We start from the raw sequence: 19,242 nt of genomic DNA, 5'->3' as shown, positions 1-19,242 counted from the left end.
CTCCCCGAAATGGCGCTTCGGCACCTTCTGAAGCGTCGAAGCAAGGCAATTTTGCCCCGGCCCGCGCTTTTCAGCCGCGGGCCGAGCAGCTAGGGTCGGCGCCCGTTCGGGAACCAATCCATGCATGACAGAAGCGCTCGACCGCTCGATCCCACATCCGATGCGGCCATCGCCGCGAGCGTCACGCCGCGCCCCATAGAGGATGTGGCGGCGGACCTCGGCATTCCGGCGGACGCGCTCTATCGCTACGGTCCGCACAAGGGGAAGATCAGCCTCGATTTCGTGGCCGAGGCCGAATCGCGGCCGCGCGGCCAGTTGGTCCTGGTCACCGCCATCAATCCCACCCCGGCGGGGGAGGGGAAGACCACCACCACCATCGGCCTCGGCGACGCCCTCTCGCGGCTCGGCACCAGGACGGCGGTCTGCCTGCGCGAGCCCTCTCTCGGTCCGGTGTTCGGCGCCAAGGGCGGCGCCACCGGCGGCGGGCGGGCGCAGATCATCCCCATGCAGGACATCAACCTGCATTTCACCGGCGACCTGCACGCCATCACCGCCGCCCACAACCTGCTGTCGGCGCTGATCGACAATCACATCCACTGGGGCAATGCCCTCGACCTCGACGCCCGGCGCATCAGCTGGCGGCGGGTGATGGACCTGAACGACCGCGCCCTGCGCCAGATCACCATCGGCCTCGGCGGCCCGGCCAACGGCTATCCGCGCGAGGACGGCTTCGACATCACGGTGGCGAGCGAGGTGATGGCCATCCTGTGCCTCGCCGACAGCCTTTCCGATCTGGAGGCGCGCCTGTCCCGCATGGTGATCGGCCAGACCCGCGGCCGCCGCATGGTGCGCGCGGAGGAGCTCGGCGGCATCGGCGCCATGGTGGCGCTGCTCAAGGACGCGTTCCAGCCGAACCTGGTGCAGACGCTGGAGGGCACGCCCGCCCTCGTGCACGGCGGCCCGTTCGCCAACATCGCCCACGGCTGCAATTCGGTAATGGCGACGCGCACCGCCCTTGGCCTTGCCGACGTGGTGGTGACGGAGGCCGGCTTCGGCGCGGACCTCGGGGCCGAGAAATTCCTCGACATCAAGTGCCGGCAGGCCGGGCTCGTGCCCTCGGCTGCGGTGGTGGTGGCGACGGTGCGCGCGCTGAAGATGCATGGCGGCGTCCCGCTCAAGGAACTCGGCACGCCGGATGCGGCGGCCGTGGCGCTCGGCTGCGGCAACCTCAAGCGGCACGTGGAGAATTTGAAGAAGTTCGGTCTGCCGGTGGTGGTGGCGCTGAACCATTTCACCGGCGACACGCCGGAGGAACTGGAAGCGGTGCGTGCGGCTCTGGCGCCCGAGGGCGTCGATGTCTTCCCCTGCGGCCACTGGGCCCGGGGCGGGGAGGGGGCGATGGACCTCGCCCGCGCCGTCCTCGACCTCGTCGCCCGCCGTCCGAAGTTCGAATATCTCTACCCCTCCGAACTGCCGCTCAGGGAGAAGATCGAGACTATCGCCCGCGAGATCTACCGCGCGGAGCGGGTCGATTTCTCCTCCGCCGCGACCGCGAAGCTCAAGGAATACGAACTGGCGGGCTTCGGTGACCTGCCGGTGTGCATGGCGAAGACGCAGTATTCCTTCTCCGCCGATCCCACCGCGCGCAACGCGCCCACGGGCCACACCCTGCCCATCCGCGAGGTGCGCCTGTCCGCCGGAGCGGGCTTCGTGGTGGCGCTCGCCGGCGACATCATGACCATGCCGGGCCTGCCCTCAGCGCCGGCCGCCCAGGACATTTTCGTCATGCCGGACGGTTTCATCGCCGGCTTGTCCTGATACACGCGGCGGTGGCACAAGGCGCCGCGCATTCCCATCTGAACGCCATCAAAACCAGAGCGGTGTCACGCCGCGGGAGACGAACATGGACAGCAAGGCCGCCATCGTAGGCTGGGCGCACTCGCCATTCGGCAAGCTCGAGGATGCGGACACCGAGGCCCTGATGAGCCGGGTGGCCGGCGCTGCCATCGAGCATGCGGGCCTCTCCCCGCAGGATGTGGATTCGATCCACGTGGGCGTGTTCAACGCCGGCTTCCAGAAGCAGGATTTCCAGGGCGCCATGCCGGCCCTCTCCGTGCCTGAACTGGCCCATGTACCGGCGGTGCGCGTGGAGAACGCCTGCGCCACCGGCTCCGCCGCCATCCATTCCGCGCTCAATTACATCGAGAGCGGGCAGGGCCGCATCGCCCTCGTGGTCGGCGCCGAGAAGATGACGGCCAAGCCCACCGCTGAGGTCGGCGACATCCTGCTCAATGCCTCCTACCGCAAGGAAGAGGCGGACATCGAAGGCGGCTTTGCCGGCGTGTTCGGCCGCATCGCGCAGACCTATTTCCAGCGTTACGGCGACCGCTCGGAAGAGCTCGCCCGCATCGCCGCCAAGAACCACAAGAACGGCGTTTCCAATCCCTATGCGCAGATGCGCAAGGATTTCGGCTTCGAGTTCTGCAACACCATTTCGGAGAAGAACCCCTACGTGGCCGGCCCCCTGCGCCGCACGGACTGCTCGCTGGTCTCCGACGGCGCCGCGGCGCTGGTGATCGCCTCGGCGGACGTGGCGGAGACGCTCGGCCGCGCCATCACCTTCCGCGCGCGCGCCCACGTCAACGACATCCTGCCGCTGTCGCGCCGCGATCCCATCGCCTTCGAGGGCGCCCGCCGCGCCTGGGCCAAGGCGCTGGAGAAGGCCGGCCTGACGCTGGACGATCTCAGCCTCGTCGAGACCCACGACTGCTTCACCGTGGCCGAGCTGATCGAGTACGAGGCCATGGGCCTCGCCAAGCCCGGGGAAGCCTACAAGGTGGTGCGCGAAGGCATCACCGAGAAGACCGGCAAGCTGCCGGTGAACGCCTCCGGCGGCCTGAAGTCCAAGGGCCACCCCATCGGCGCCACCGGCGTCTCCATGCACGTCCTCTCGGCCATGCAGCTCATGGGCGAGGCCGGCGACATGCAGATCGACGGGGCCAAGGTGGCCGGCGTCTTCAACATGGGCGGCGCCGCCGTGGCCAACTATGTCTCCATCCTCGAACGGGTGAAGTGAGGCGCGGTTTTCCGGTCTGAACGATGCAGCGGGCGGCCTTGGGGCCGCCCGTTTTCATTCGGTGGCGGCGGCGAGGATGGGTCCGCCGGCCGGCGCCTGTACGAGGATGGCGGTGCGCAGGCCCGGCGCGGCTTCCGGCCGGGGGTAATGGGCGCGCGTGCCGGTCCAGCCGCCGAGCCGCTCCAGGCGTCGCACCACGCGGGCGTGGGGCAGGGTGCGGCCGGCATTCTCGCCGCGTCGGACGGGCACCTCGATGACGCCCGGCTCGTATTCCGCGAGCCACACGTCCGCGGCTGCGGCGGGGGCGGTCCCCGACCCGATCGCCACCTCGTGCGCGCCGATCACGACTTCGGGGCCGACGACGGGACCGGCGGCGGAGATCGCCCGCTCGATGTCCGACAGGCTGTAGCCGACGCGGCTGAGGCGGCCATTCACCACCATCTGCGGCGTGAACGGCCCATGCTCACCGAGGCTGGGCTCGTAGGTGTATTGGCGCTGGGTGAATTCGGGCTTGCCGAAGGTGTCGCGCCAGCCGAGGCGGTCCCAGTAGGTCACGCTGAAGCTCAGGGCGAGCACGTCCGGGCGGCGGGTGAGAGCGATCAGGTTGGCGTCCGCCGGCGGACAGGAGGAGCAGCCCTGGCTGGTGAACAGCTCCACCACCGTGAGCTTCTGGCGCGGCTCGGCGGCGGCGGGGCCGCCCGAAAGGAGCGCCAGAACGGCCGCGCCCGCGGCGAGGGCAGTCCACTTCGTGTGCGGTGAACGGCGCGGCTCGCGCGCGGGTGGCGAGGCGGCGGACGGGGTTTCGGCCATGGCGCGGGGCTCCTGCGGGATGCCGCCCGCATGAGGCTTCCACCGGGCGCTCCCGGTCCTCCTTCGTGTCGCGGCGCGCGCGGGTTACGCGCTCACGGCATCGTGCGGGCGGCTTTCACCCGCGCGCGAGCCCCTGCGCCTCCAGCGCCTTGAGATAGGCGCTGAACTTCTGCTCCTGGTTCACGCCGTAGCTGTAGAGCAGGTCCCAGGTGTAGAGGCCAGTGCCGTGACCGTCGTCGAAGATGAGGCGGACGGCGTAATTGCCCACCGGCTCCACCTGCGCGATGCGCACCTGCCGCTTGCCGGGCACCGTGATCTTCTCCTCCGGCTGGTGGCCCTGCACCTCGGCGGAGGGGCTTTCCACCCTCAGATACTCGGCGGGGAGGGTGAATTTCGCCCCGTCCTCGAAGGTCACGGAGAGCGTGTGGCGATCATCGATGACGCGCAGCTCGGTGGGCCAGGGGGCGGCGGCGGGGGCAGACGCGGGAGCCATTTCGTGATGTCCTTTTTCGATCGGGCGAAAGGCCGAGCCTTTTGATTTCACACGGCATCGTGTTCGGGCGGCGGCCCTATCCATCTTCCTCTTGCATACGATATATAGGGCGAGCGTCGAAGCCCGCCGTCTGCCGCATCCGGGGCGCTGGGCTTGCCTCAAGACCGGCCCAAGCCGGCGGACGGGGAAAGGCGCGGGAGACGCAAGGCTGCTGCGGGAGTGGTGTGGTGAGTGATCTTCCCAGGGATCTGATCGACCGTCCGGGTGTCGCCGCCGCACAGCAGGCCGGCCCGCTCGTGGATACGTTCGGCCGCGCCGTCACCTATCTGCGCGTCTCCGTCACCGATCGCTGCGACTTCCGCTGCGTGTATTGCATGTCCGAGCACATGACCTTCCTGCCCAAGCAGGATCTCCTGTCGCTCGAGGAGCTGGACCGCCTGTGCAGCGCCTTCGTGCTGCGCGGCGTGCGCAAGCTGCGCCTCACCGGCGGCGAGCCTCTGGTGCGGCGGGACGTGATGACCCTGTTCCGCAGCCTCTCCCGCCACATGGAAAGCGGCCGGCTGGACGAACTGACTGTCACCACCAACGGCTCCCAGCTCGCCCGCCACGCGGCGGACCTCGCCGCTTGCGGGGTGAAGCGCATCAACGTTTCCATCGACACGCTGGACCCGGCGAAGTTCCGCGCCATCACCCGCTGGGGCGATCTCGCCCGCGTGCTGGAGGGCGTGAAGGCCGCGCAGGCGGCCGGCATCCGGGTGAAGATCAATGCCGTCGCGCTCAAGGACGTGAACGAGCACGAAATCGCCTCCATGATGGAGTGGGCCCACGGCGAGGGCCACGACCTCTCCCTCATCGAGGTGATGCCCCTTGGCGAGGTGGGCGAGGAGCGGGTGGACCAGTATCTGCCGCTCTCCGCCGTGCGCGAGCAGCTCGCCGAGCGTTTCACCCTCACCGACATCGCCTATCGCACCGGCGGCCCCGCCCGCTATGTGGAGGTGAAGGAGACCGGCGGACGGCTGGGCTTCATCACGCCGCTGACGCACAATTTCTGCGAGGGCTGCAACCGGGTGCGCGTGACCTGCACCGGCACGCTCTACATGTGCCTCGGCCAGGAGGACGCGGCGGACCTGCGGGCGCCGCTGCGCGCCTCCTCCGACGATGCCCTGCTGCACCGGGCCATCGACGACGCCATTTTCCGCAAGCCCAAGGGCCATGACTTCGTGATCGACCGCAAGACCCGCCAGCCGGCGGTTGGGCGGCACATGAGCACCACCGGCGGCTGAAGCGGGGCGGCGCGCGGCCCGGAGATTGAGGCGAAGGCGTGGCCGGGCCATGCCGCAGGCGGGGGGCTCGCGCGCGAGAGCCGGCGCAAAGCGCAGGGCGTCTTTACCCGAAATCAGCTACATCTGGCCCAGAAGATCAATCAACGGCCTGAAGCCGGTTTTGGCGCGCACCGCGACGCCCGACATCTACGAGGTTTGACGTGACACTGCCCCGGGATTGCGCCGGCGCCATCGTTCGTTCCCTTCGCTTTTCCGGCGCAGGAGCAACGGCATGAGCATCCAGGCTGCCGCGCAGCGGCCTGTCGCCCATGTGCCGGTCTCGGCGGTGAAGGGCCTCGTCGCCATGGTTGGCTCCATGGCCCTGTTCATCACCAACGACACCTTCATGAAGCTTGCGCTGCGCGAGGTGCCCCTCAGCGAGGGCCTCGGCCTGCGCACCGTGATGGTGAGCTTCCTGTTCCTCGGCCTCATCGTGGCGTCCGGTGATCTCCTCGCGCTACGCCACATGTTCCGCCGCAGCGTGCTGGTGCGCTCCTCGCTCGATACCGTCACCACCTTCGTCTACGTCGCCGCGCTGGCGGCCATGCCCATCGCGTCCACCACCACCATCTACATGGCGACGCCGCTCATCACGACCGCCCTGGCCGTGCCGCTCCTGGGCGAGAAGGTGGGCTGGCGCAGCTGGTCGGCCATCATCATCGGCTTCTGCGGCGCGGTGATCGTGACGCGGCCGGATCCGGCCACCTTCAGCCTCATCGCCCTGCTGCCGCTCATGGCCGCCTTCACCGGCGCGGCGCGGGACATTTCCACCCGCAGCATCGGGCCGGAGATTCCCGGCGCGGTGGTGGGCCTCACCGGCTCGGTCGTCTTCTGCCTCGCCGCGACTCTGATCGCGCCCTTCGAGAGCTGGAAGGTGCCTTCGACCCCGGTGCTCGCCTATGTGGTCGCGTCCGCCGTGTCGTTCGGCGGCGGCACGCTGCTGCTGGTGTTCGCCTTCCGCAACGCGCCCATCGCCTCGCTCTCGCCCATGCGCTACCTCTTGGTGTTCGGGGCGCTCATCTCCGGCTATTTCGTGTTCGGGGATCTGCCGGATGCCTGGACCAGCGTCGGCATGGCGCTGGTGGTGGGGGCGGGCCTCTACGCCATCCAGCGCGAGCACGCGAAGAGCCGAGCGGCGCGGCGCGCGGCGCGGGACGACCGGAAGACCGGTGTCGTCGGACTCGCCACGGGTTCGCGCGCCACCGGGACTTGCCAGCCGGCCGCGGCCTGCGCGCCCTCGCGGGATTGACCTCAGATCAGGACAGGATGACGGCGCGGCGTGTCAGCCGCGCGGGCGGTATTCGCCGGTGGCTGGGTCGCGCTCCAGCCGCACCGTCTTCAGGTCGCCGGCCTCCGCCTTGCGGCGGCGGTCCAGCGCCTCGTTGACGCGCCGCGTTTCCGACGAGATCAGCTTTGCAAGCGCCACGGCGCCGAGGGCGCCCAGAGCAACGACGACGAACGGCGGCACGGCGGCAAACTCCGGTCAGCGGGGCGCGATTGCGCGCCCCATGCACGGTACGTCACCACGCGGTGATGGCGAAAACGTGCCACGGCCGCCTGCTCAGGCGGCGAACACCTTGTAGCGCCGCGGCTTGAGGCCGACCTCGGTGCCCGGCGCGAGGTCCTGGCCGTGGGGCACGGCGGCTTCCACCACCACCGGGCCGGCGCTGCCGTTGAGCTGCACGTCGGCGCGGCGGGTGGGGCCGAAGGTGCGCACCGAGAGCACCTTGCCGGAGATGGCGCTCGCCGACGGATCTGCGAGGTCCACGTCGTGGGGCCGGGCGAGGATGCGGGCCGGCCCGTCTGCCACGCCTTGCGGATCGAGCCCCAGCGCACGGCCGCCGAGATAGAGGGCGCCGCCCTTCACCTCGCCGGGCAGCGCGATGGTCTCGCCGATGAAGTCGTGCACGAAGGCGGTGGCCGGATTGTCATAGACCTCGCCGGGCGAACCCACCTGCTCGATCTTGCCATGCCCCATCACCACCACCCGGTCGGCCAGCTCCAGCGCCTCTTCCTGGTCGTGGGTGACGAGCACGGAGGTGACGGGCAGTTCCTCGTGCAGGTGGCGCAGCCAGCGGCGCAGCTCCTTGCGAACCTTCGCATCGAGCGCGCCGAACGGCTCGTCCAGCAGCAGCACCTTGGGGGAGATGGCGAGCGCGCGGGCGAGCGCCACGCGCTGGCGCTGGCCGCCGGAAAGCTGGGCGGGATAGCGCTCGGCCAGCCAGTCGATCTGCACGAGGTGCAGCAGCTCGTTGACCTTCGCGCGGATGGCGGCCTCGGGCAGCTTGTCCGCGCCCCGGCGCACGCGCAGGCCGAAGGCCACATTCTCGAACACGTTCATGTGCCGGAACAATGCATAGTGCTGGAACACAAAGCCCACATTGCGCTCGCGCACGGAGCGGGAGAGCGCATCCTCGCCGTCGAACCGGACCTCGCCGGAATCCGGCCATTCGAGGCCGGCGATGATGCGCAGGAGCGTGGTCTTGCCCGAGCCCGAGGGGCCGAGCAGGGCAACCAGCTCGCCGGTGCGGATGGTGAGGCTCACATTGTCGAGCGCGGCAAAGGTCTTGAAGCGCTTGGTGACGCCGACGACGTCGATGGTCATCTGTCTTCCTCGGCGAGGCGGTGTTCGAGAATGGTCTTGGCGATGAGCGTCACGAGCGCCAGCAGCGCCAGCAGGGACGCCACCGCGAAGGAGGCGACGAACTGGTACTCGTTATAGAGAATTTCGATGTGCAGCGGCATGGTGTTGGTGAGCCCGCGCACATGGCCGGACACCACCGAGACCGCGCCGAATTCACCCATGGCGCGCGCATTGCACAGCAGCACGCCGTAGAGCAGCGCCCATTTCACGTTGGGCAGCGTCACCCGGAAGAAGGTGGAGAGGCCCGAGGCGCCGAGCGAGATGGCCGCTTCTTCCTCCGCCGTGCCCTGCTCCTGCATCAGGGGGATCAGTTCGCGCGCCACGAAGGGGAAGGTGACGAAGATGGTGGCGAGCACGATGCCCGGCAGCGCGAAGATGATCTTGATGTCCCACGCCTGCAGGTATGCGGCGAACAGGCCCTGCGAGCCGAACAGCAGCACATAGACGAGGCCCGCCACGACAGGCGAGACCGAGAAGGGCAGGTCGATGAGGGTGATGAGGAAGGTCTTGCCGGGAAACTCGAACTTGGCGATGGACCATGCCGCCACGAGCCCGAACAGCAGGTTCGCCACCACCGAGATGGCCGCGACGATGAGGGTGAGCTGGATCGCGGCCAGCGCATCGGGGGCCACCAACGCCGCAACATAGGCCTGCCAGCCGCGCTTGAAGGCTTCGTAGAACACCGTCACCAGCGGCAGGCCGATGAACAGGCCGACGAAGGCGAGGGCGATTACCGTCAGGACGATGCGCACGGCCCGCGGCTCGGTGCGCACCGGCCGGCCGCGGTGCGTCGCATAGGTGTGGGACTGCTCCAGCGCGGAGGGCAGGCCCTCACTGGCGCCGTGGGCGACGGTATGACCCGACGTCTGGTCGAGGGCGTTCATCCGTGCTTGCTCCCGCGCAGCTCCGCCCAGCGCTGGAGGCGGTTGATGATGAGCAGCAGGACGAAGGAGGCGACCAGCATTACCGTGGCGATGGCGGTCGCGTCCGCATAGCGGAACTCCTCCAGCCGGATGACGATGAGCAGCGGCGCGATCTCGGAAATGCCGGGCAGGTTGCCGGCGATGAAGATGACGGAGCCGTATTCGCCCACCGCCCGCGCGAAGGCGAGGGCGAAGCCGGTGAGCAGCGCCGGCCATACCGAGGGCAGCACCACCCGCACGAGGGTCTGGCCACGCGTGGCGCCGAGGCTCGCGGCGGCGTCCTCCAACTCCTGGTCGAGGTCCGCCAGCACCGGCTGCACGGTCCGCACCACGAACGGCAGGCCGATGAAGACGAGGGCGACGAGGATGCCGAGCGGCGTGAACGACACCTGGATGCCCAGCGGCGCGAGCAGCGAGCCGACCCAGCCGTTCTCCGCATAGAGCGAGGTCAGCGCGATGCCGGCCACGGCCGTGGGCAGCGCGAAGGGGATGTCGATGAGCGCGTCGACGATCTTCTTGCCGGGGAAGTCGTAGCGCACCAGCACCCACACCACGATGGCGCCGAACACCATGTTGACCAGCGCGGCGGCAAAGGCGAGGCCGAACGACACCTGCAGCGCATGGAGCGTGCGCGTCGCCGTGACGATGGCGATGAAGCGCTCCAGCGACAGCTCGCTCGTCTTGATGAACAGCGCCGACAGCGGCAGCAGGACGATGAGCCCCAGCCACGTCAGGGTAAGGCCCAGCGTGAGGCCGAAGCCGGGGATCACGCTCGGCTGCCGGAATCTGAGGCGGGACGATGAGGCGCTCATGGAAGGTTTATAGTCCGGCGACGCTTCTGCGTCGCTCGCTCTAAAGGCCGCGGCCACCGCCGTCAGGAAGGCTCCCGAGGGCGGCGGCCGCAGGGTGGATTGAGGGGCGGATCAGTTGCCGGTGATCTGGTCGAACACGCCGCCGTCGGAAAAGTGGGTCTTCTGCGCCTTCTGCCAGCCGCCGAACACCTGATCGATGGTAAAGAGGTCCACCTTGGCGAACTTGTCCTTGTACTTGGCGGCCACCTGCTCGTCGCGGGGGCGGTAATAGTTCTTCGCCGCGATCTCCTGGCCGGCCGGGGTGTAGAGGAACTTCAGGTAGGCTTCCGAGATGGCGCGGGTGCCCTTCTTGTCCACCACCTTGTCCACCACCGCCACGGGCGGCTCGGCGAGGATGGAGACGGAGGGGGTGATGATGTCGAACTTGTCGGGGCCGAGTTCGTTCACCGAGAGATAGGCCTCGTTCTCCCAGGCGATGAGCACGTCGCCGATGTTGCGCTCCACAAAGGTAACGGTGGAGCCGCGGGCGCCGGTGTCGAGCACGGGGGCGTTCTTGTAGAGCGCCTTCACGAAGTCCTTGGCCTTGGCCTCGTCGCCGCCGTTCTTCTTCAGGGCATAGCCCCAGGCGCCGAGATAGTTCCAGCGGGCGCCGCCGGAGGTCTTCGGGTTGGGGGTGACGACCTTGATGCCGGGCTTCACCAGATCGTCCCAATCCTTGATGCCCTTCGGGTTCCCCTTGCGGACGAGGAAGACGATGGTGGAGGTGTAGGGCGAGGCGTTATCCGGTAGGCGCTTCTGCCAGTCCTTGGCGAGGTAGCCCCTCTCGGCGATGGCGTCGATGTCGTAGGCGAGGGCCAGCGTCACCACATCCGCCTCGAGGCCGTCGATGACGGAGCGCGCCTGCTTGCCGGAGCCGCCGTGCGACTGGTTGATCTTCACCGTGTCGCCGGGGTGCGCCTTCGCCCACTCGGCCGCGAACGCCTTGTTCACGTCCACATACAGCTCGCGGGTGGGGTCGTAGGAGACGTTCAGCAGCGTGATGTCGGCTGCGGCGACGGCGCCGGCCGAAAGCACGAGCGCGGTGGCGGCGGCAAGGCCGGCGCGCAGGAACGTGCGGCGAGACGACATGGGAAGACCTCCGGCGAGTTCGTTCGTCAATCAGATCAATCGTTCGATATAGCGAACAATCGCAGCCGCCTGACGACTGGTCAACCCATATATCACAAGTTCTATGGAATTAAATTCAAATGCCCTCGCCAAAATGGATACCGCATTCGGTCTTGGCCTTGCCCCGCCAGCGGCCGGCGCGCGGGTCCTCGCCCGGCTGGACGCGGGAGGTGCAGGGCATGCAGCCGATGGAGGCGAAGCCGTGCTTTTCCAGCGGGTGCCGCGGCAGGCCGTGGGCGTCCATGTAGCCGACGAGTTCCTCCCGGCCCATGGCGGCGAGGGGATTGAACTTCACCCGCTCCCCGTCCTGTTCCACCAGGCCGATCGCCGTGCGGGTGGACGCCTGGTAGCGCTTGCGGCCATTGAACCACGCGCCATAGGGCGCGAGGGCGCGGGCCAGCGGCTCCACCTTGCGCAGGGCGCAGCAGGCGTCCGCATTGTCGGACCACAGTCCCCGCTCCGGATCGCGCGCGGCGAGCGCTGCGGGATCGGGCGAGAAGGTCTGCACGTTGGTGAGGCCGAGATGGCCGGCCAGCGTGTCGCGATAGGCCAGCGTTTCCTCGAACAGGTGGCCGGTGTCGAGAAAGAGGATAGGCGTCGCCTGATCCACCTGCGCGATCATGTGCAGCAGCACGGCCGATTCGGTGCCGAAGGAGGACACGGCGGCGATGCGGCCGGGAAAGGCAGCGAGGCCGGCGGCGATGACGTCCAGCGGCGAGGCGTTTTCCAGCCGCGCATTCAGCGCGTCGATGTCGAGGCGGGGAGCGGCCCGCTCAAGGGCGTTCATCTCGGGTCATCCCTCCACGGGCGAAACGCCCGCATGCGCGACCCGCACGTCCCGGGCCGTGGCCCGCCCGTCGCCGGTCGGCTGGTAGAAATGGGAATAGGTGGCGAGCGCCGTGTTGAAGGCCTCGGCATCCGCCGCCTTCTCGAAGGCGAAGGCATCGAAGCCGGCGCGGGCCATCATCAGCGCCTGGTCACGCAGCACGTTGCCCACCGCCCGCAGCTCGCCCTTGAAGCCGTAACGCTCGCGCAGCAGGCGCGCCTGGCTGTAGGCGCGGCCGTCGCGGAACTTTGGGAAGTTCAGCGCCACCACGGAGAGGCGGGAAAGGTAGGGCTTCAGCTCCGCCACGTCCCGGGCGTTTGGCCACAGCACGCCGATCTCGCCGTTGCGCGCGACGAGGGTGTCTGCCTCCTTCAGGAAGCGCTCGGCGGAGACCAGCACCGGCCCGTCGGGCAGGGCCGCGTCGTCGGCGATGGCGGTGAACAGGTCCTCGGTGGGCGCGCCGTTCTTAACGAGGGGCATAGGCGCGCTCCTTGAAGGGGTCGGTGCCGAGCCGCTGGACCGCGGCGATGAAGGTCTCGGCGGGCGAGGTGCGCAGGTCGAGATAGGTCTCGACGAGCCGCTCCACCACGTCCACCACCTCGCCCTCGGACACGGCGGGACCAATCAGCTCGCCGATGCGGGCCTTGGAATTGCCCTTGCCGCCGAGGGTGATCTGGAAGAACTCCTCGTCCTTCTTCTCCACCCCGAGGATGCCGATGTGGCCCACATGGTGGTGGCCGCAGGCATTGATGCAGCCGGAAATGTTGAGGTGCAGCCGGCCGATGTCGGCGATGCGGGCATCGTCCGCAAACCGCTCGGTGAGCTTCTGCGCGACCGGAATGGAGCGCGCATTGGCCAGCGAGCAGTAATCAAGGCCGGGGCAGGCGATGATGTCGGAGATGAGCCCGACATTGGGGGTGGCGACGCCGATGGCCTTCAGCTTCGCCCACAGGGCCGGAAGGTCCTTCTGGCGCACATAGGGGAAGGTGAGGTTCTGCTCGTGGGCGACGCGGATCTCGCCATAGGCGTACTGGTCCGCGAGGTCGGCGATGGCGTCCATCTGGTCCGCCGTCGCGTCGCCGGGCGGGGCGCCCACGGGCTTCAGCGACAGGGTGACGATGGCATGGCCCTTCGCCTTGTGCGGGGCGACGGAATTGGCGTGCCACCGGGCGAAATCGGAATCGGCCAGCGCCGTGGCGAGCACGGCCGGGGCGTCTTCCAGATCTTCCAGCGCCGGATTGAGGAAGCGGTCGCGGATGGCGTCGAGCGCCGCCTTGTCCAGCTTCAGCGCGCCGTCGCGGATCTCGGCCCATTCGGCCTCGACCTTCTGCGCGAAGGCCTCGGCGCCCATCTCGTGCACCTGGATCTTGATGCGCGCCTTGTAGATGTTGTCGCGTCGGCCGCCGAGATTGTAGGTGCGCAGGATCGCTTCCAGATAAGAGAGCAGGTCCTCCTCGGGCAGGAAGTCGCGGATGGTCTTGCCGATATAGGGCGAGCGCCCGAGCCCGCCGCCCACGCTCACCTCGAAGCCGGTCTTGCCGTCGCGCTTGTAGAGGCGCAGGCCGACGTCATGCACGCGGATCGCCGCACGGTCGTGCTTGGCGGCGGTAATGGCGATCTTGAACTTGCGGGGCAGGTAGGTGAATTCCGGGTGCAGCGTGGACCACTGGCGGATCACCTCGGCATAGAGGCGCGGGTCCTCCACCTCGTCGGCGGCGGCGCCGGCCCACGGGTCGGTGGTGGTGTTGCGGATGCAGTTGCCGGAGGTCTGGATGCCGTGGATGCCCACCTCGGCGAGGTCGGCCATGGCATCCGGCAGCTCGGCGAGCTTGATCCAGTTGAACTGGATGTTCTGCCGCGTGGTGAAATGGCCGTAGCCCCGGTCGTACTTGCGAGCGACCGCCGCCATCGCGCGCAACTGGCGCGCGGAGAGGGTGCCGTAGGGAATGCACACCCGGAGCATGTAGGCGTGGAGCTGGAGATAGACGCCGTTCATGAGACGGAGCGGCTTGAACTCCTCCTCGTTCAGCTCGCCCGCGAGGCGGCGTTCCACCTGGTCGCGGAACTCGGCGACGCGCTCCTGAAGAAAGGCGCGATCGAACTCGTCATAGACATACATGATGGGGCTCGGGGCTCGATATCGGCAGGCGCGGGGAACGGGCGTCAGGCGGCTTTGGCGGCAGCCGCCGGGAGGACACCGGTGGGCAGCGCCACGGTGGGGCCGCCCGCGCGGATGCGCTCGCGCAGGTTCGCCGGCTCGATCCTGCCGTCCGCACCGATGCGGACCGGGGCCGGGTAGGCGCCCACGGCGGTATTCTCATCGCCATGGGCGATGTCGAGCAGGCGCAGCACTTCATCGCTGGTGGCGCCCACGGCCGCAGTTCCGATGCGGTCGGTCCAGCCGCCCGTGGCGCTCAGCCACACGACTGCGCCATCGGCGAGCCGGTTGGCGGTGACGACGGTGGGGCCGGCGATCTTCAGCTTGCGCTGCAAAGGCGAGGTCATGGCGATCTCCGTGCGCCCATATTCCCAACTCACAGCGGGAGAGCGCTAATTATCCAGAAAACTTATGTCTTAATCTAAATTACCGCGTTTTGATGCGCAATAGGGAAATAACCCACACACGACATTGTAAATTCGACTGAATTAGTAGACTTAAAAGGTGCTCCGTTCCGGAGCGCCGGCCCGGCTTGCTGCGCGTTGATACCTTTGGCAGCTTGGCGGCATGGACCGCGTCCCCCGCGGCCGCTCAAGAATCGCGCGAGGAACGCCCATGACCCCCGAGAACAGCCCGGTCCGCCTCGACATCGCGGACGGGACCGCTCGCATCCGGTTCAACCGTCCGCACGTGTTGAATGCGCTGGACGAGGCCTCGGTGCTGGCCCTCGCGGCGGCCGTGGACAAGGTGAGTCGGGACGAGACCGTGCGCGTCGTGGTCCTCTCGGGGGAGGGGCGGGCCTTCCTCGCCGGCGGCGATGTGGCGCGATTCCACGCTGCCGGTCCGGATGCGCCCAAGGTGGTGAGCGCCATCATCGATCCATTTCACCACGCCATTCTGGCTTTGGCCGCCATGCCGGCGCCGGTGATCGCCAGCCTGCACGGCGCGGTGGCGGGGGCGGGCGTCTCGGTGGCGCTGGCGGCGGACCTCGCCATCGCCGCCGACGACATGAAGATGACCCTGGCCTACACCCGCATCGGCACCTCGCCGGACGGCTCCTCCACCTTCTCGCTGCCGCGCGTGGTGGGGCTGCGCAAGGCCATGGAGATCGCGCTTCTCTCCGATACCGTGGACGCGGAGGAGGCGCTGCGGCTCGGGCTCGTGAACAAGGTGGTGCCTGCGGCCGAACTCGCGGCGGAGACGGACAAGCTGGCGAAGCGCCTCGTGGAGGGGCCGACGCTGGCCTATGGCCGCATCAAGCACCTTCTGCGCTCCTCCTTCGGCCACAGCCTCTCCGAGCAGCTCAATGCCGAGCGCGACGCCTTCATCGCCAGCGCCCGCACCGAGGATTTCGCCGCCGGCGCAAAGGCCTTCGTGCAGAAGACGCCGCCGCGCTTCGAGGGCAAATGAGCTTCGACGGCAAGTAAGGCCTCGAGGGCCATCCCGGCGCCGGCTTTTGCCCGCGCCGGCTTTGTGGGCTAGATAGAGGCGGATAGCTTCGGACCTCCCGTGCGCCTACTGCCGCTCGCCTTCACGCTTCTCATCGCCACCATCCTCGGGCTGGGCGTCACGTGGTTTTCCGTGACCCACTCGCGGGGGCTCGACAGCGTGCGCGTGGGCGCCTGGGAAGGCTGGCCGCGGTCCGGCACCGCAAAGGCCGATCCCTATGCCCGTGCCTTCGTCGCGCGTTCGGGAGAACTGCCGCTGGAGCTGGCCGACGGCCTTGTCTTTCTCGCCACCACGGATGATGCCGGAAAGCCGCTGGACGGGCGCTGCGAGACGCGCATCGTCGGCGTGCTGCCGCAGGCGCGGCTGTGGACGCTGACCGTCACCGACCAGGACGGCAACCTGATCCCCAACGACGCCGGACGCTTCGGCTTCACCAGCGCCGAGGTGGTCTATCGCGACAATGGCGCCATCGACGTGCGCCTTTCGCCCCGCGCGCGCACCGGAAACTGGCTCCCCACCGGCGCCCGGCCGCGGCTGAAGGTGGCGCTCCGGCTCTATGACGCGCCCTTCTCCTTCACCTCGGGCGCGGATGCCGCCGTGCTGCCCCGCATCACGCGGGAGGCCTGCCTGTGACCACCCTCGACGATCTGCGCGGGGAGGCATCCGAGGTCGCGGCGCGCGGCGGGCGGCTGTTGGGCCGGTTCTTCTCGCGGCTGCCGCGCCCCCACGTCGCGCGTCCCCGCTTCGTGCGGCCGCGCCTGGGCACGCCGGGGCAATTGCTGCTGTTCATCGCCTTTTCGGTGGTGCTGGGCGCGATCGCCCACATCGTGTCCATCCTCGCCATGCCGGCGCTCGCCGAGCGCAATGCCTATGCGCGGCTCTCGGAGCTGATGGATTCCAATGTCCTGACTCTGCTGCCGGACCCGACCCCGCAGGAGCAGACGCTGCCCATGACGGACCCGGCCTTCATCTCGGCCATCTGCCTCTATGATCTGTCGGGGGCGCCGCTGAAGGTGCGTGTGCCGGCCACCGCCGACTACACCTCCGTCTCCTTCTACACCTCTGAAGCGCTCGCCTTCTACGCGCTGAGCGACCAGGCGGCGGGCAAGGTGATCGAGCTGGATCTGATGACCAGCAAGCAGAAGGCGGCCCTGCCGGAAGACGAGGAAATCACCGCCGCCGACCGGCTGGTGATCGAATCCCCCTCGCGGGAAGGGATCGTGGCGGTGCGCGCCTTCGTGCGCGAGCGCGGGATGCGGGAACTCGTGCGCCGGCAACTCGAGGCGGCGACCTGCACGCCGTCGAACTGATCACGCGTTCGCCTGACGTCAGTGGCTGCGGCGCGGCCGGAAGACGGGCTCGACCTCGGGTGTCGGGCCGGGCAGGGCCGAGACGTGGCGCTCGATCCGCACCACCGGCAGGATGACGATCTCCGCCCCCTCCGGCCGGCTTCCGCCGCGATCCGCACGGGACGATCCGCGCCGCGCCGGCTGGCGGGCCGTATCGGGAAACGCAATGACCGTGTTCATGCCCCTGATCCTCCATCGAGAGCCGTGATCACAACGTCACTGTGGTCCTTATGGTTGCGTGAAGCTTAACGTTTGGTGAACCGGACGTTAATGGCGCGGGCGGACAGGCCTCCCGCGAGGGCACCGCCCGACGCTGCCGCGCTCTCAGTTTCCCGCCCAGCGCCAGCGCATGTAGTCCACCGCGAAGGGGGCCATGGCGGGCGTGAGGTCGGCTTCGCTCCGCACCACCGCAACATCGGCGAGCTCCGGGTGCGTCTCGGAGGCGAGGAAAGTGCGGATGCGGGCGGCGAGGTCTTCGGCCGGGGCATCGAACACGAGGCGGCCCATGAGGGCGACGCGCGGCCCGTCGAACAGGCCGGTGAAGCCCTCGTCGCGCAGGATGTCGGCGGGCCGGAGCCCGGTCTCCTCGGTCAGCTCGCGCAGCATGGAGGCGTGGAGGTCCACGCGGTTGTCTGCCGTGATGTCGGACGGGTCGGGCGTGCCGCCGGGAAAGTAGATGCGGCCGGCCGAGGCCGTATGCGGCCCCATGACACCCAGCACGAAGCCGCCATCCGAGCCTTCGATGGCGGCAAGGGCGAAGGCGTTGACCATGCCCTCATCCTTCCAGCCTTCGTCGCGCCAGAAGGTGAAGGCGGCGAAATCCGTCTGGCGGAAAGCGCCGGAGAGCACGCCGTCCGCAAAGCCATGGCGGGCGAGGAGCAGGATCGGCCCGTTCCACAGATGCGGATTGTCGGCCGCGCGGCGGGCGAAATACGCCTCGATCTCGGCGCGGCGGGGGGCCATCTCGGTCCAGCCGCCGGGCTCGAAGGCAAGATCAAGCCGATGGACCGGCGCGATGCGCCGGTCCACGGTCCAGTCCTGACCCCAACCGCCGCTCACGCAGCGGCGTCCTTCAGGGTCGGGTAGTCCACATAGCCCTTGGCGCCGCCGCCATAGAGCGTGTTCTGGTCCAGTTCGTTCAGCGGCGCATCGCGGCGCAGGCGCTCCACGAGGTCGGGATTGGAGATGAACGGCTTGCCGAAGGCCACGAGGTCGGCCTTGCCCTGCGCCAGCACGGCATTGGCGAGGGCCAGGTTGTAGCCATTGTTCACCATCCAGGCGCCGCTGTAGCGCTTGCGCAGCTCCTCGAAGGAGAAGTCCGGCGCCACGTCGCGCGGGCCGCCGGTGGCGCCCTCGACCACATGGATATAGACGGGGTGGCGCTTTTCCAGCTCGTCGATCACGTGGTTGAAGAGCGCCTGCGGGTTGCTCTCAGAGATGCCGTTGGCCGGCGAGACCGGCGAGAGGCGCAGGCCCGTGCGGGCGGCGCCGATCTCGGCGATCACCGCGTCCATCACCTCCAGCAGGAAGCGCGCGCGGTTCTCGATGGAGCCGCCATAGGCGTCCGTGCGCTGGTTCGAACCGTCCTTCAGGAACTGGTCGATGAGGTAGCCGTTGGCGCCGTGCACCTCAACGCCGTCAAAGCCGGCCTTGATGGCGTTGGCGGCGGCGCGACGATAATCCGCGACGATGCCGGGGATCTCGGACAGCTCCAGCGCGCGCGGGGCGGAGGTCTCGGCGAAGCCGTTGTTCACGAAGGTCTTGGAGGCCGCGGTGAGGGCGGAAGGCGCCACCGGCGCGCCGCCGTTGGGCTGCAGCGAGGTGTGGGAGACGCGGCCCACATGCCAGAGCTGGATGAAGATGCGCCCGCCCTTGGCGTGGACGGCGTCCGTGACCTTCTTCCAGCCCTCGACCTGGGCGTCGGAATAGATGCCGGGGGTGTCCTGATAGCCCTGGCCTTGCTGGGAGATCTGCGAGGCCTCGGTGATGAGCAGGCCGGCGTCGGCGCGCTGGGCGTAATATTGCGGCGCGAGGTCGCCGGGCACGAAGCCGGCGGCGGCGCGGTTGCGCGTGAGGGGGGCCATGACGATGCGGTTCGGCAGCGTCAGGTTGCCGAGGCGGAAGGGTTCGAACAGGGACGTCGCGCTCATGAAGGGTGTCCTCTGGCGTGGGGCCGGGAGTGCTGCGATGCGGCAGACATAGGCGCGATCAAG

At 68.7% G+C, this 19,242-nt stretch carries 21 protein-coding genes; 7 read left to right on the top strand and 14 right to left on the bottom strand.

What is annotated here, in order from left to right:
* Positions 1–120: 120 nt before the first annotated feature.
* Together V5F74_RS07415 and V5F74_RS07410 are read left to right on the top strand one after the other, a co-directional pair.
* A complete protein-coding gene (locus V5F74_RS07415; protein WP_081837444.1) occupies positions 121–1,818 on the top strand; it encodes a formate--tetrahydrofolate ligase in 1,698 nt (565 codons plus the stop codon).
* 85 nt (positions 1,819–1,903) lie between these two features.
* A complete protein-coding gene (locus tag V5F74_RS07410; protein WP_024280538.1) occupies positions 1,904–3,076 on the top strand; it encodes an acetyl-CoA acetyltransferase in 1,173 nt (390 codons plus the stop codon).
* Positions 3,077–3,130: 54 nt separating this feature from the next.
* Here V5F74_RS07410 and V5F74_RS07405 read toward each other — a convergent pair whose 3' ends face one another.
* A complete protein-coding gene (locus tag V5F74_RS07405; RefSeq protein WP_394007125.1) occupies positions 3,131–3,886 on the bottom strand; it encodes a DUF1223 domain-containing protein in 756 nt (251 codons plus the stop codon).
* Positions 3,887–4,001: 115 nt separating this feature from the next.
* Complete coding sequence (locus V5F74_RS07400) at positions 4,002–4,379, bottom strand: gamma-butyrobetaine hydroxylase-like domain-containing protein (RefSeq protein ID WP_394007123.1); 378 nt, start codon at positions 4,377–4,379, stop codon at positions 4,002–4,004.
* A gap of 248 nt (positions 4,380–4,627) precedes the next feature.
* On the opposite strand from V5F74_RS07400, the gene moaA reads away from it, so the two are divergent.
* Together moaA and V5F74_RS07390 are read left to right on the top strand one after the other, a co-directional pair.
* Entirely contained in the window at positions 4,628–5,662 is a 1,035-nt protein-coding gene (gene moaA / locus V5F74_RS07395; protein WP_029555439.1) for a GTP 3',8-cyclase MoaA, read from the top strand.
* Positions 5,663–5,933: 271 nt separating this feature from the next.
* Positions 5,934–6,950: a DMT family transporter gene (locus V5F74_RS07390; protein ID WP_394007121.1), complete on the top strand. Its 1,017-nt coding sequence runs from the start codon at positions 5,934–5,936 to the stop codon at positions 6,948–6,950.
* A 33-nt stretch (positions 6,951–6,983) separates the two neighbouring features.
* Here V5F74_RS07390 and V5F74_RS07385 read toward each other — a convergent pair whose 3' ends face one another.
* The 9 genes from V5F74_RS07385 to V5F74_RS07345 all read right to left on the bottom strand — a co-directional run bounded on the left by V5F74_RS07385 (position 6,984) and on the right by V5F74_RS07345 (position 14,578).
* Positions 6,984–7,169: a hypothetical protein gene (locus V5F74_RS07385; RefSeq protein WP_029555437.1), complete on the bottom strand. Its 186-nt coding sequence runs from the start codon at positions 7,167–7,169 to the stop codon at positions 6,984–6,986.
* 93 nt (positions 7,170–7,262) lie between these two features.
* A complete protein-coding gene (locus tag V5F74_RS07380; RefSeq protein WP_024280532.1) occupies positions 7,263–8,306 on the bottom strand; it encodes a sulfate/molybdate ABC transporter ATP-binding protein in 1,044 nt (347 codons plus the stop codon).
* A complete protein-coding gene (cysW, locus tag V5F74_RS07375; protein WP_029555435.1) occupies positions 8,303–9,229 on the bottom strand; it encodes a sulfate ABC transporter permease subunit CysW in 927 nt (308 codons plus the stop codon). The genes V5F74_RS07380 and cysW overlap by 4 nt, the downstream gene beginning before the upstream one ends.
* Positions 9,226–10,080, bottom strand: coding sequence for a sulfate ABC transporter permease subunit CysT (gene cysT / locus V5F74_RS07370; protein ID WP_024280530.1), 855 nt, complete (start codon positions 10,078–10,080; stop codon positions 9,226–9,228). The genes cysW and cysT overlap by 4 nt, the downstream gene beginning before the upstream one ends.
* Before the next feature lie 111 nt (positions 10,081–10,191).
* Entirely contained in the window at positions 10,192–11,208 is a 1,017-nt protein-coding gene (locus V5F74_RS07365) for a sulfate ABC transporter substrate-binding protein (protein WP_029555434.1), read from the bottom strand.
* A 115-nt stretch (positions 11,209–11,323) separates the two neighbouring features.
* Positions 11,324–12,034 (bottom strand): phosphoadenylyl-sulfate reductase, encoded by a 711-nt coding sequence (locus V5F74_RS07360; RefSeq protein WP_029555433.1) that lies wholly within the window; start codon positions 12,032–12,034, stop codon positions 11,324–11,326.
* Between the two features lie 6 nt (positions 12,035–12,040).
* Positions 12,041–12,553 (bottom strand): DUF934 domain-containing protein, encoded by a 513-nt coding sequence (locus tag V5F74_RS07355; protein WP_029555432.1) that lies wholly within the window; start codon positions 12,551–12,553, stop codon positions 12,041–12,043.
* Positions 12,540–14,192, bottom strand: coding sequence for a nitrite/sulfite reductase (locus tag V5F74_RS07350; protein WP_394007117.1), 1,653 nt, complete (start codon positions 14,190–14,192; stop codon positions 12,540–12,542). Before V5F74_RS07350 ends, V5F74_RS07355 begins: the two co-directional genes overlap by 14 nt.
* Positions 14,193–14,236: 44 nt before the next feature.
* Positions 14,237–14,578, bottom strand: a complete 342-nt coding sequence (locus V5F74_RS07345; protein ID WP_051678771.1) for a DUF2849 domain-containing protein — start codon at positions 14,576–14,578, stop codon at positions 14,237–14,239.
* 268 nt (positions 14,579–14,846) lie between these two features.
* Here V5F74_RS07345 and V5F74_RS07340 point away from each other — a divergent pair, with 268 nt between their 5' ends.
* From V5F74_RS07340 to V5F74_RS07330, 3 genes are all read left to right on the top strand, one after another.
* The gene (locus V5F74_RS07340) at positions 14,847–15,641 is read left to right on the top strand and encodes an enoyl-CoA hydratase/isomerase family protein (protein ID WP_394007115.1); all 795 of its coding nucleotides are present in this window, start codon (positions 14,847–14,849) and stop codon (positions 15,639–15,641) included.
* Between the two features lie 99 nt (positions 15,642–15,740).
* Positions 15,741–16,313, top strand: a complete 573-nt coding sequence (locus tag V5F74_RS07335; RefSeq protein WP_250167953.1) for a DUF1214 domain-containing protein — start codon at positions 15,741–15,743, stop codon at positions 16,311–16,313.
* A 143-nt stretch (positions 16,314–16,456) separates the two neighbouring features.
* Positions 16,457–16,990, top strand: a complete 534-nt coding sequence (locus tag V5F74_RS07330; protein WP_051679360.1) for a DUF1254 domain-containing protein — start codon at positions 16,457–16,459, stop codon at positions 16,988–16,990.
* An 18-nt stretch (positions 16,991–17,008) separates the two neighbouring features.
* On the opposite strand, the gene V5F74_RS07325 is transcribed toward V5F74_RS07330, so the two are convergent.
* The 3 genes from V5F74_RS07325 to V5F74_RS07315 all read right to left on the bottom strand — a co-directional run bounded on the left by V5F74_RS07325 (position 17,009) and on the right by V5F74_RS07315 (position 19,179).
* Positions 17,009–17,209 carry a hypothetical protein gene (locus V5F74_RS07325; RefSeq protein WP_029555426.1) on the bottom strand — a complete coding sequence of 67 codons (201 nt, stop codon included), beginning with the start codon at positions 17,207–17,209 and terminating at the stop codon, positions 17,009–17,011.
* 144 nt (positions 17,210–17,353) lie between these two features.
* Positions 17,354–18,088 (bottom strand): NUDIX hydrolase, encoded by a 735-nt coding sequence (locus V5F74_RS07320; RefSeq protein WP_394007112.1) that lies wholly within the window; start codon positions 18,086–18,088, stop codon positions 17,354–17,356.
* Complete coding sequence (locus tag V5F74_RS07315; protein WP_394007110.1) at positions 18,085–19,179, bottom strand: alkene reductase; 1,095 nt, start codon at positions 19,177–19,179, stop codon at positions 18,085–18,087. Before V5F74_RS07315 ends, V5F74_RS07320 begins: the two co-directional genes overlap by 4 nt.
* Between the last annotated feature and the right edge of the window lie 63 nt (positions 19,180–19,242).

Source organism: Xanthobacter aminoxidans, assembly GCF_043193615.1.
Lineage (GTDB): Bacteria > Pseudomonadota > Alphaproteobacteria > Rhizobiales > Xanthobacteraceae > Xanthobacter > Xanthobacter aminoxidans.
The sequence above is the reverse complement of the archived record's forward strand: the minus strand, read 5'-3'. Positions and strand labels throughout refer to the sequence as shown.

What these genes read in the sequence shown, in the direction of transcription:
- V5F74_RS07400 (WP_394007123.1), bottom strand. Translation starts at nt 4,379, where the DNA reads ATGGCTCCCGCGTCTGCCCCCGCCGCCGCCCCCTGGCCCACCGAGCTG.
- V5F74_RS07365 (WP_029555434.1), bottom strand. Translation starts at nt 11,208, where the DNA reads ATGTCGTCTCGCCGCACGTTCCTGCGCGCCGGCCTTGCCGCCGCCACC.
- V5F74_RS07390 (WP_394007121.1), top strand. Translation starts at nt 5,934, where the DNA reads ATGAGCATCCAGGCTGCCGCGCAGCGGCCTGTCGCCCATGTGCCGGTC.
- V5F74_RS07340 (WP_394007115.1), top strand. Translation starts at nt 14,847, where the DNA reads ATGACCCCCGAGAACAGCCCGGTCCGCCTCGACATCGCGGACGGGACC.
- V5F74_RS07350 (WP_394007117.1), bottom strand. Translation starts at nt 14,192, where the DNA reads ATGTATGTCTATGACGAGTTCGATCGCGCCTTTCTTCAGGAGCGCGTC.
- V5F74_RS07355 (WP_029555432.1), bottom strand. Translation starts at nt 12,553, where the DNA reads ATGCCCCTCGTTAAGAACGGCGCGCCCACCGAGGACCTGTTCACCGCC.
- V5F74_RS07380 (WP_024280532.1), bottom strand. Translation starts at nt 8,306, where the DNA reads ATGACCATCGACGTCGTCGGCGTCACCAAGCGCTTCAAGACCTTTGCC.
- cysW (WP_029555435.1), bottom strand. Translation starts at nt 9,229, where the DNA reads ATGAACGCCCTCGACCAGACGTCGGGTCATACCGTCGCCCACGGCGCC.
- V5F74_RS07405 (WP_394007125.1), bottom strand. Translation starts at nt 3,886, where the DNA reads ATGGCCGAAACCCCGTCCGCCGCCTCGCCACCCGCGCGCGAGCCGCGC.
- V5F74_RS07345 (WP_051678771.1), bottom strand. Translation starts at nt 14,578, where the DNA reads ATGACCTCGCCTTTGCAGCGCAAGCTGAAGATCGCCGGCCCCACCGTC.
- V5F74_RS07360 (WP_029555433.1), bottom strand. Translation starts at nt 12,034, where the DNA reads ATGAACGCCCTTGAGCGGGCCGCTCCCCGCCTCGACATCGACGCGCTG.
- V5F74_RS07415 (WP_081837444.1), top strand. Translation starts at nt 121, where the DNA reads ATGCATGACAGAAGCGCTCGACCGCTCGATCCCACATCCGATGCGGCC.
- cysT (WP_024280530.1), bottom strand. Translation starts at nt 10,080, where the DNA reads ATGAGCGCCTCATCGTCCCGCCTCAGATTCCGGCAGCCGAGCGTGATC.
- V5F74_RS07410 (WP_024280538.1), top strand. Translation starts at nt 1,904, where the DNA reads ATGGACAGCAAGGCCGCCATCGTAGGCTGGGCGCACTCGCCATTCGGC.
- V5F74_RS07325 (WP_029555426.1), bottom strand. Translation starts at nt 17,209, where the DNA reads ATGAACACGGTCATTGCGTTTCCCGATACGGCCCGCCAGCCGGCGCGG.
- V5F74_RS07315 (WP_394007110.1), bottom strand. Translation starts at nt 19,179, where the DNA reads ATGAGCGCGACGTCCCTGTTCGAACCCTTCCGCCTCGGCAACCTGACG.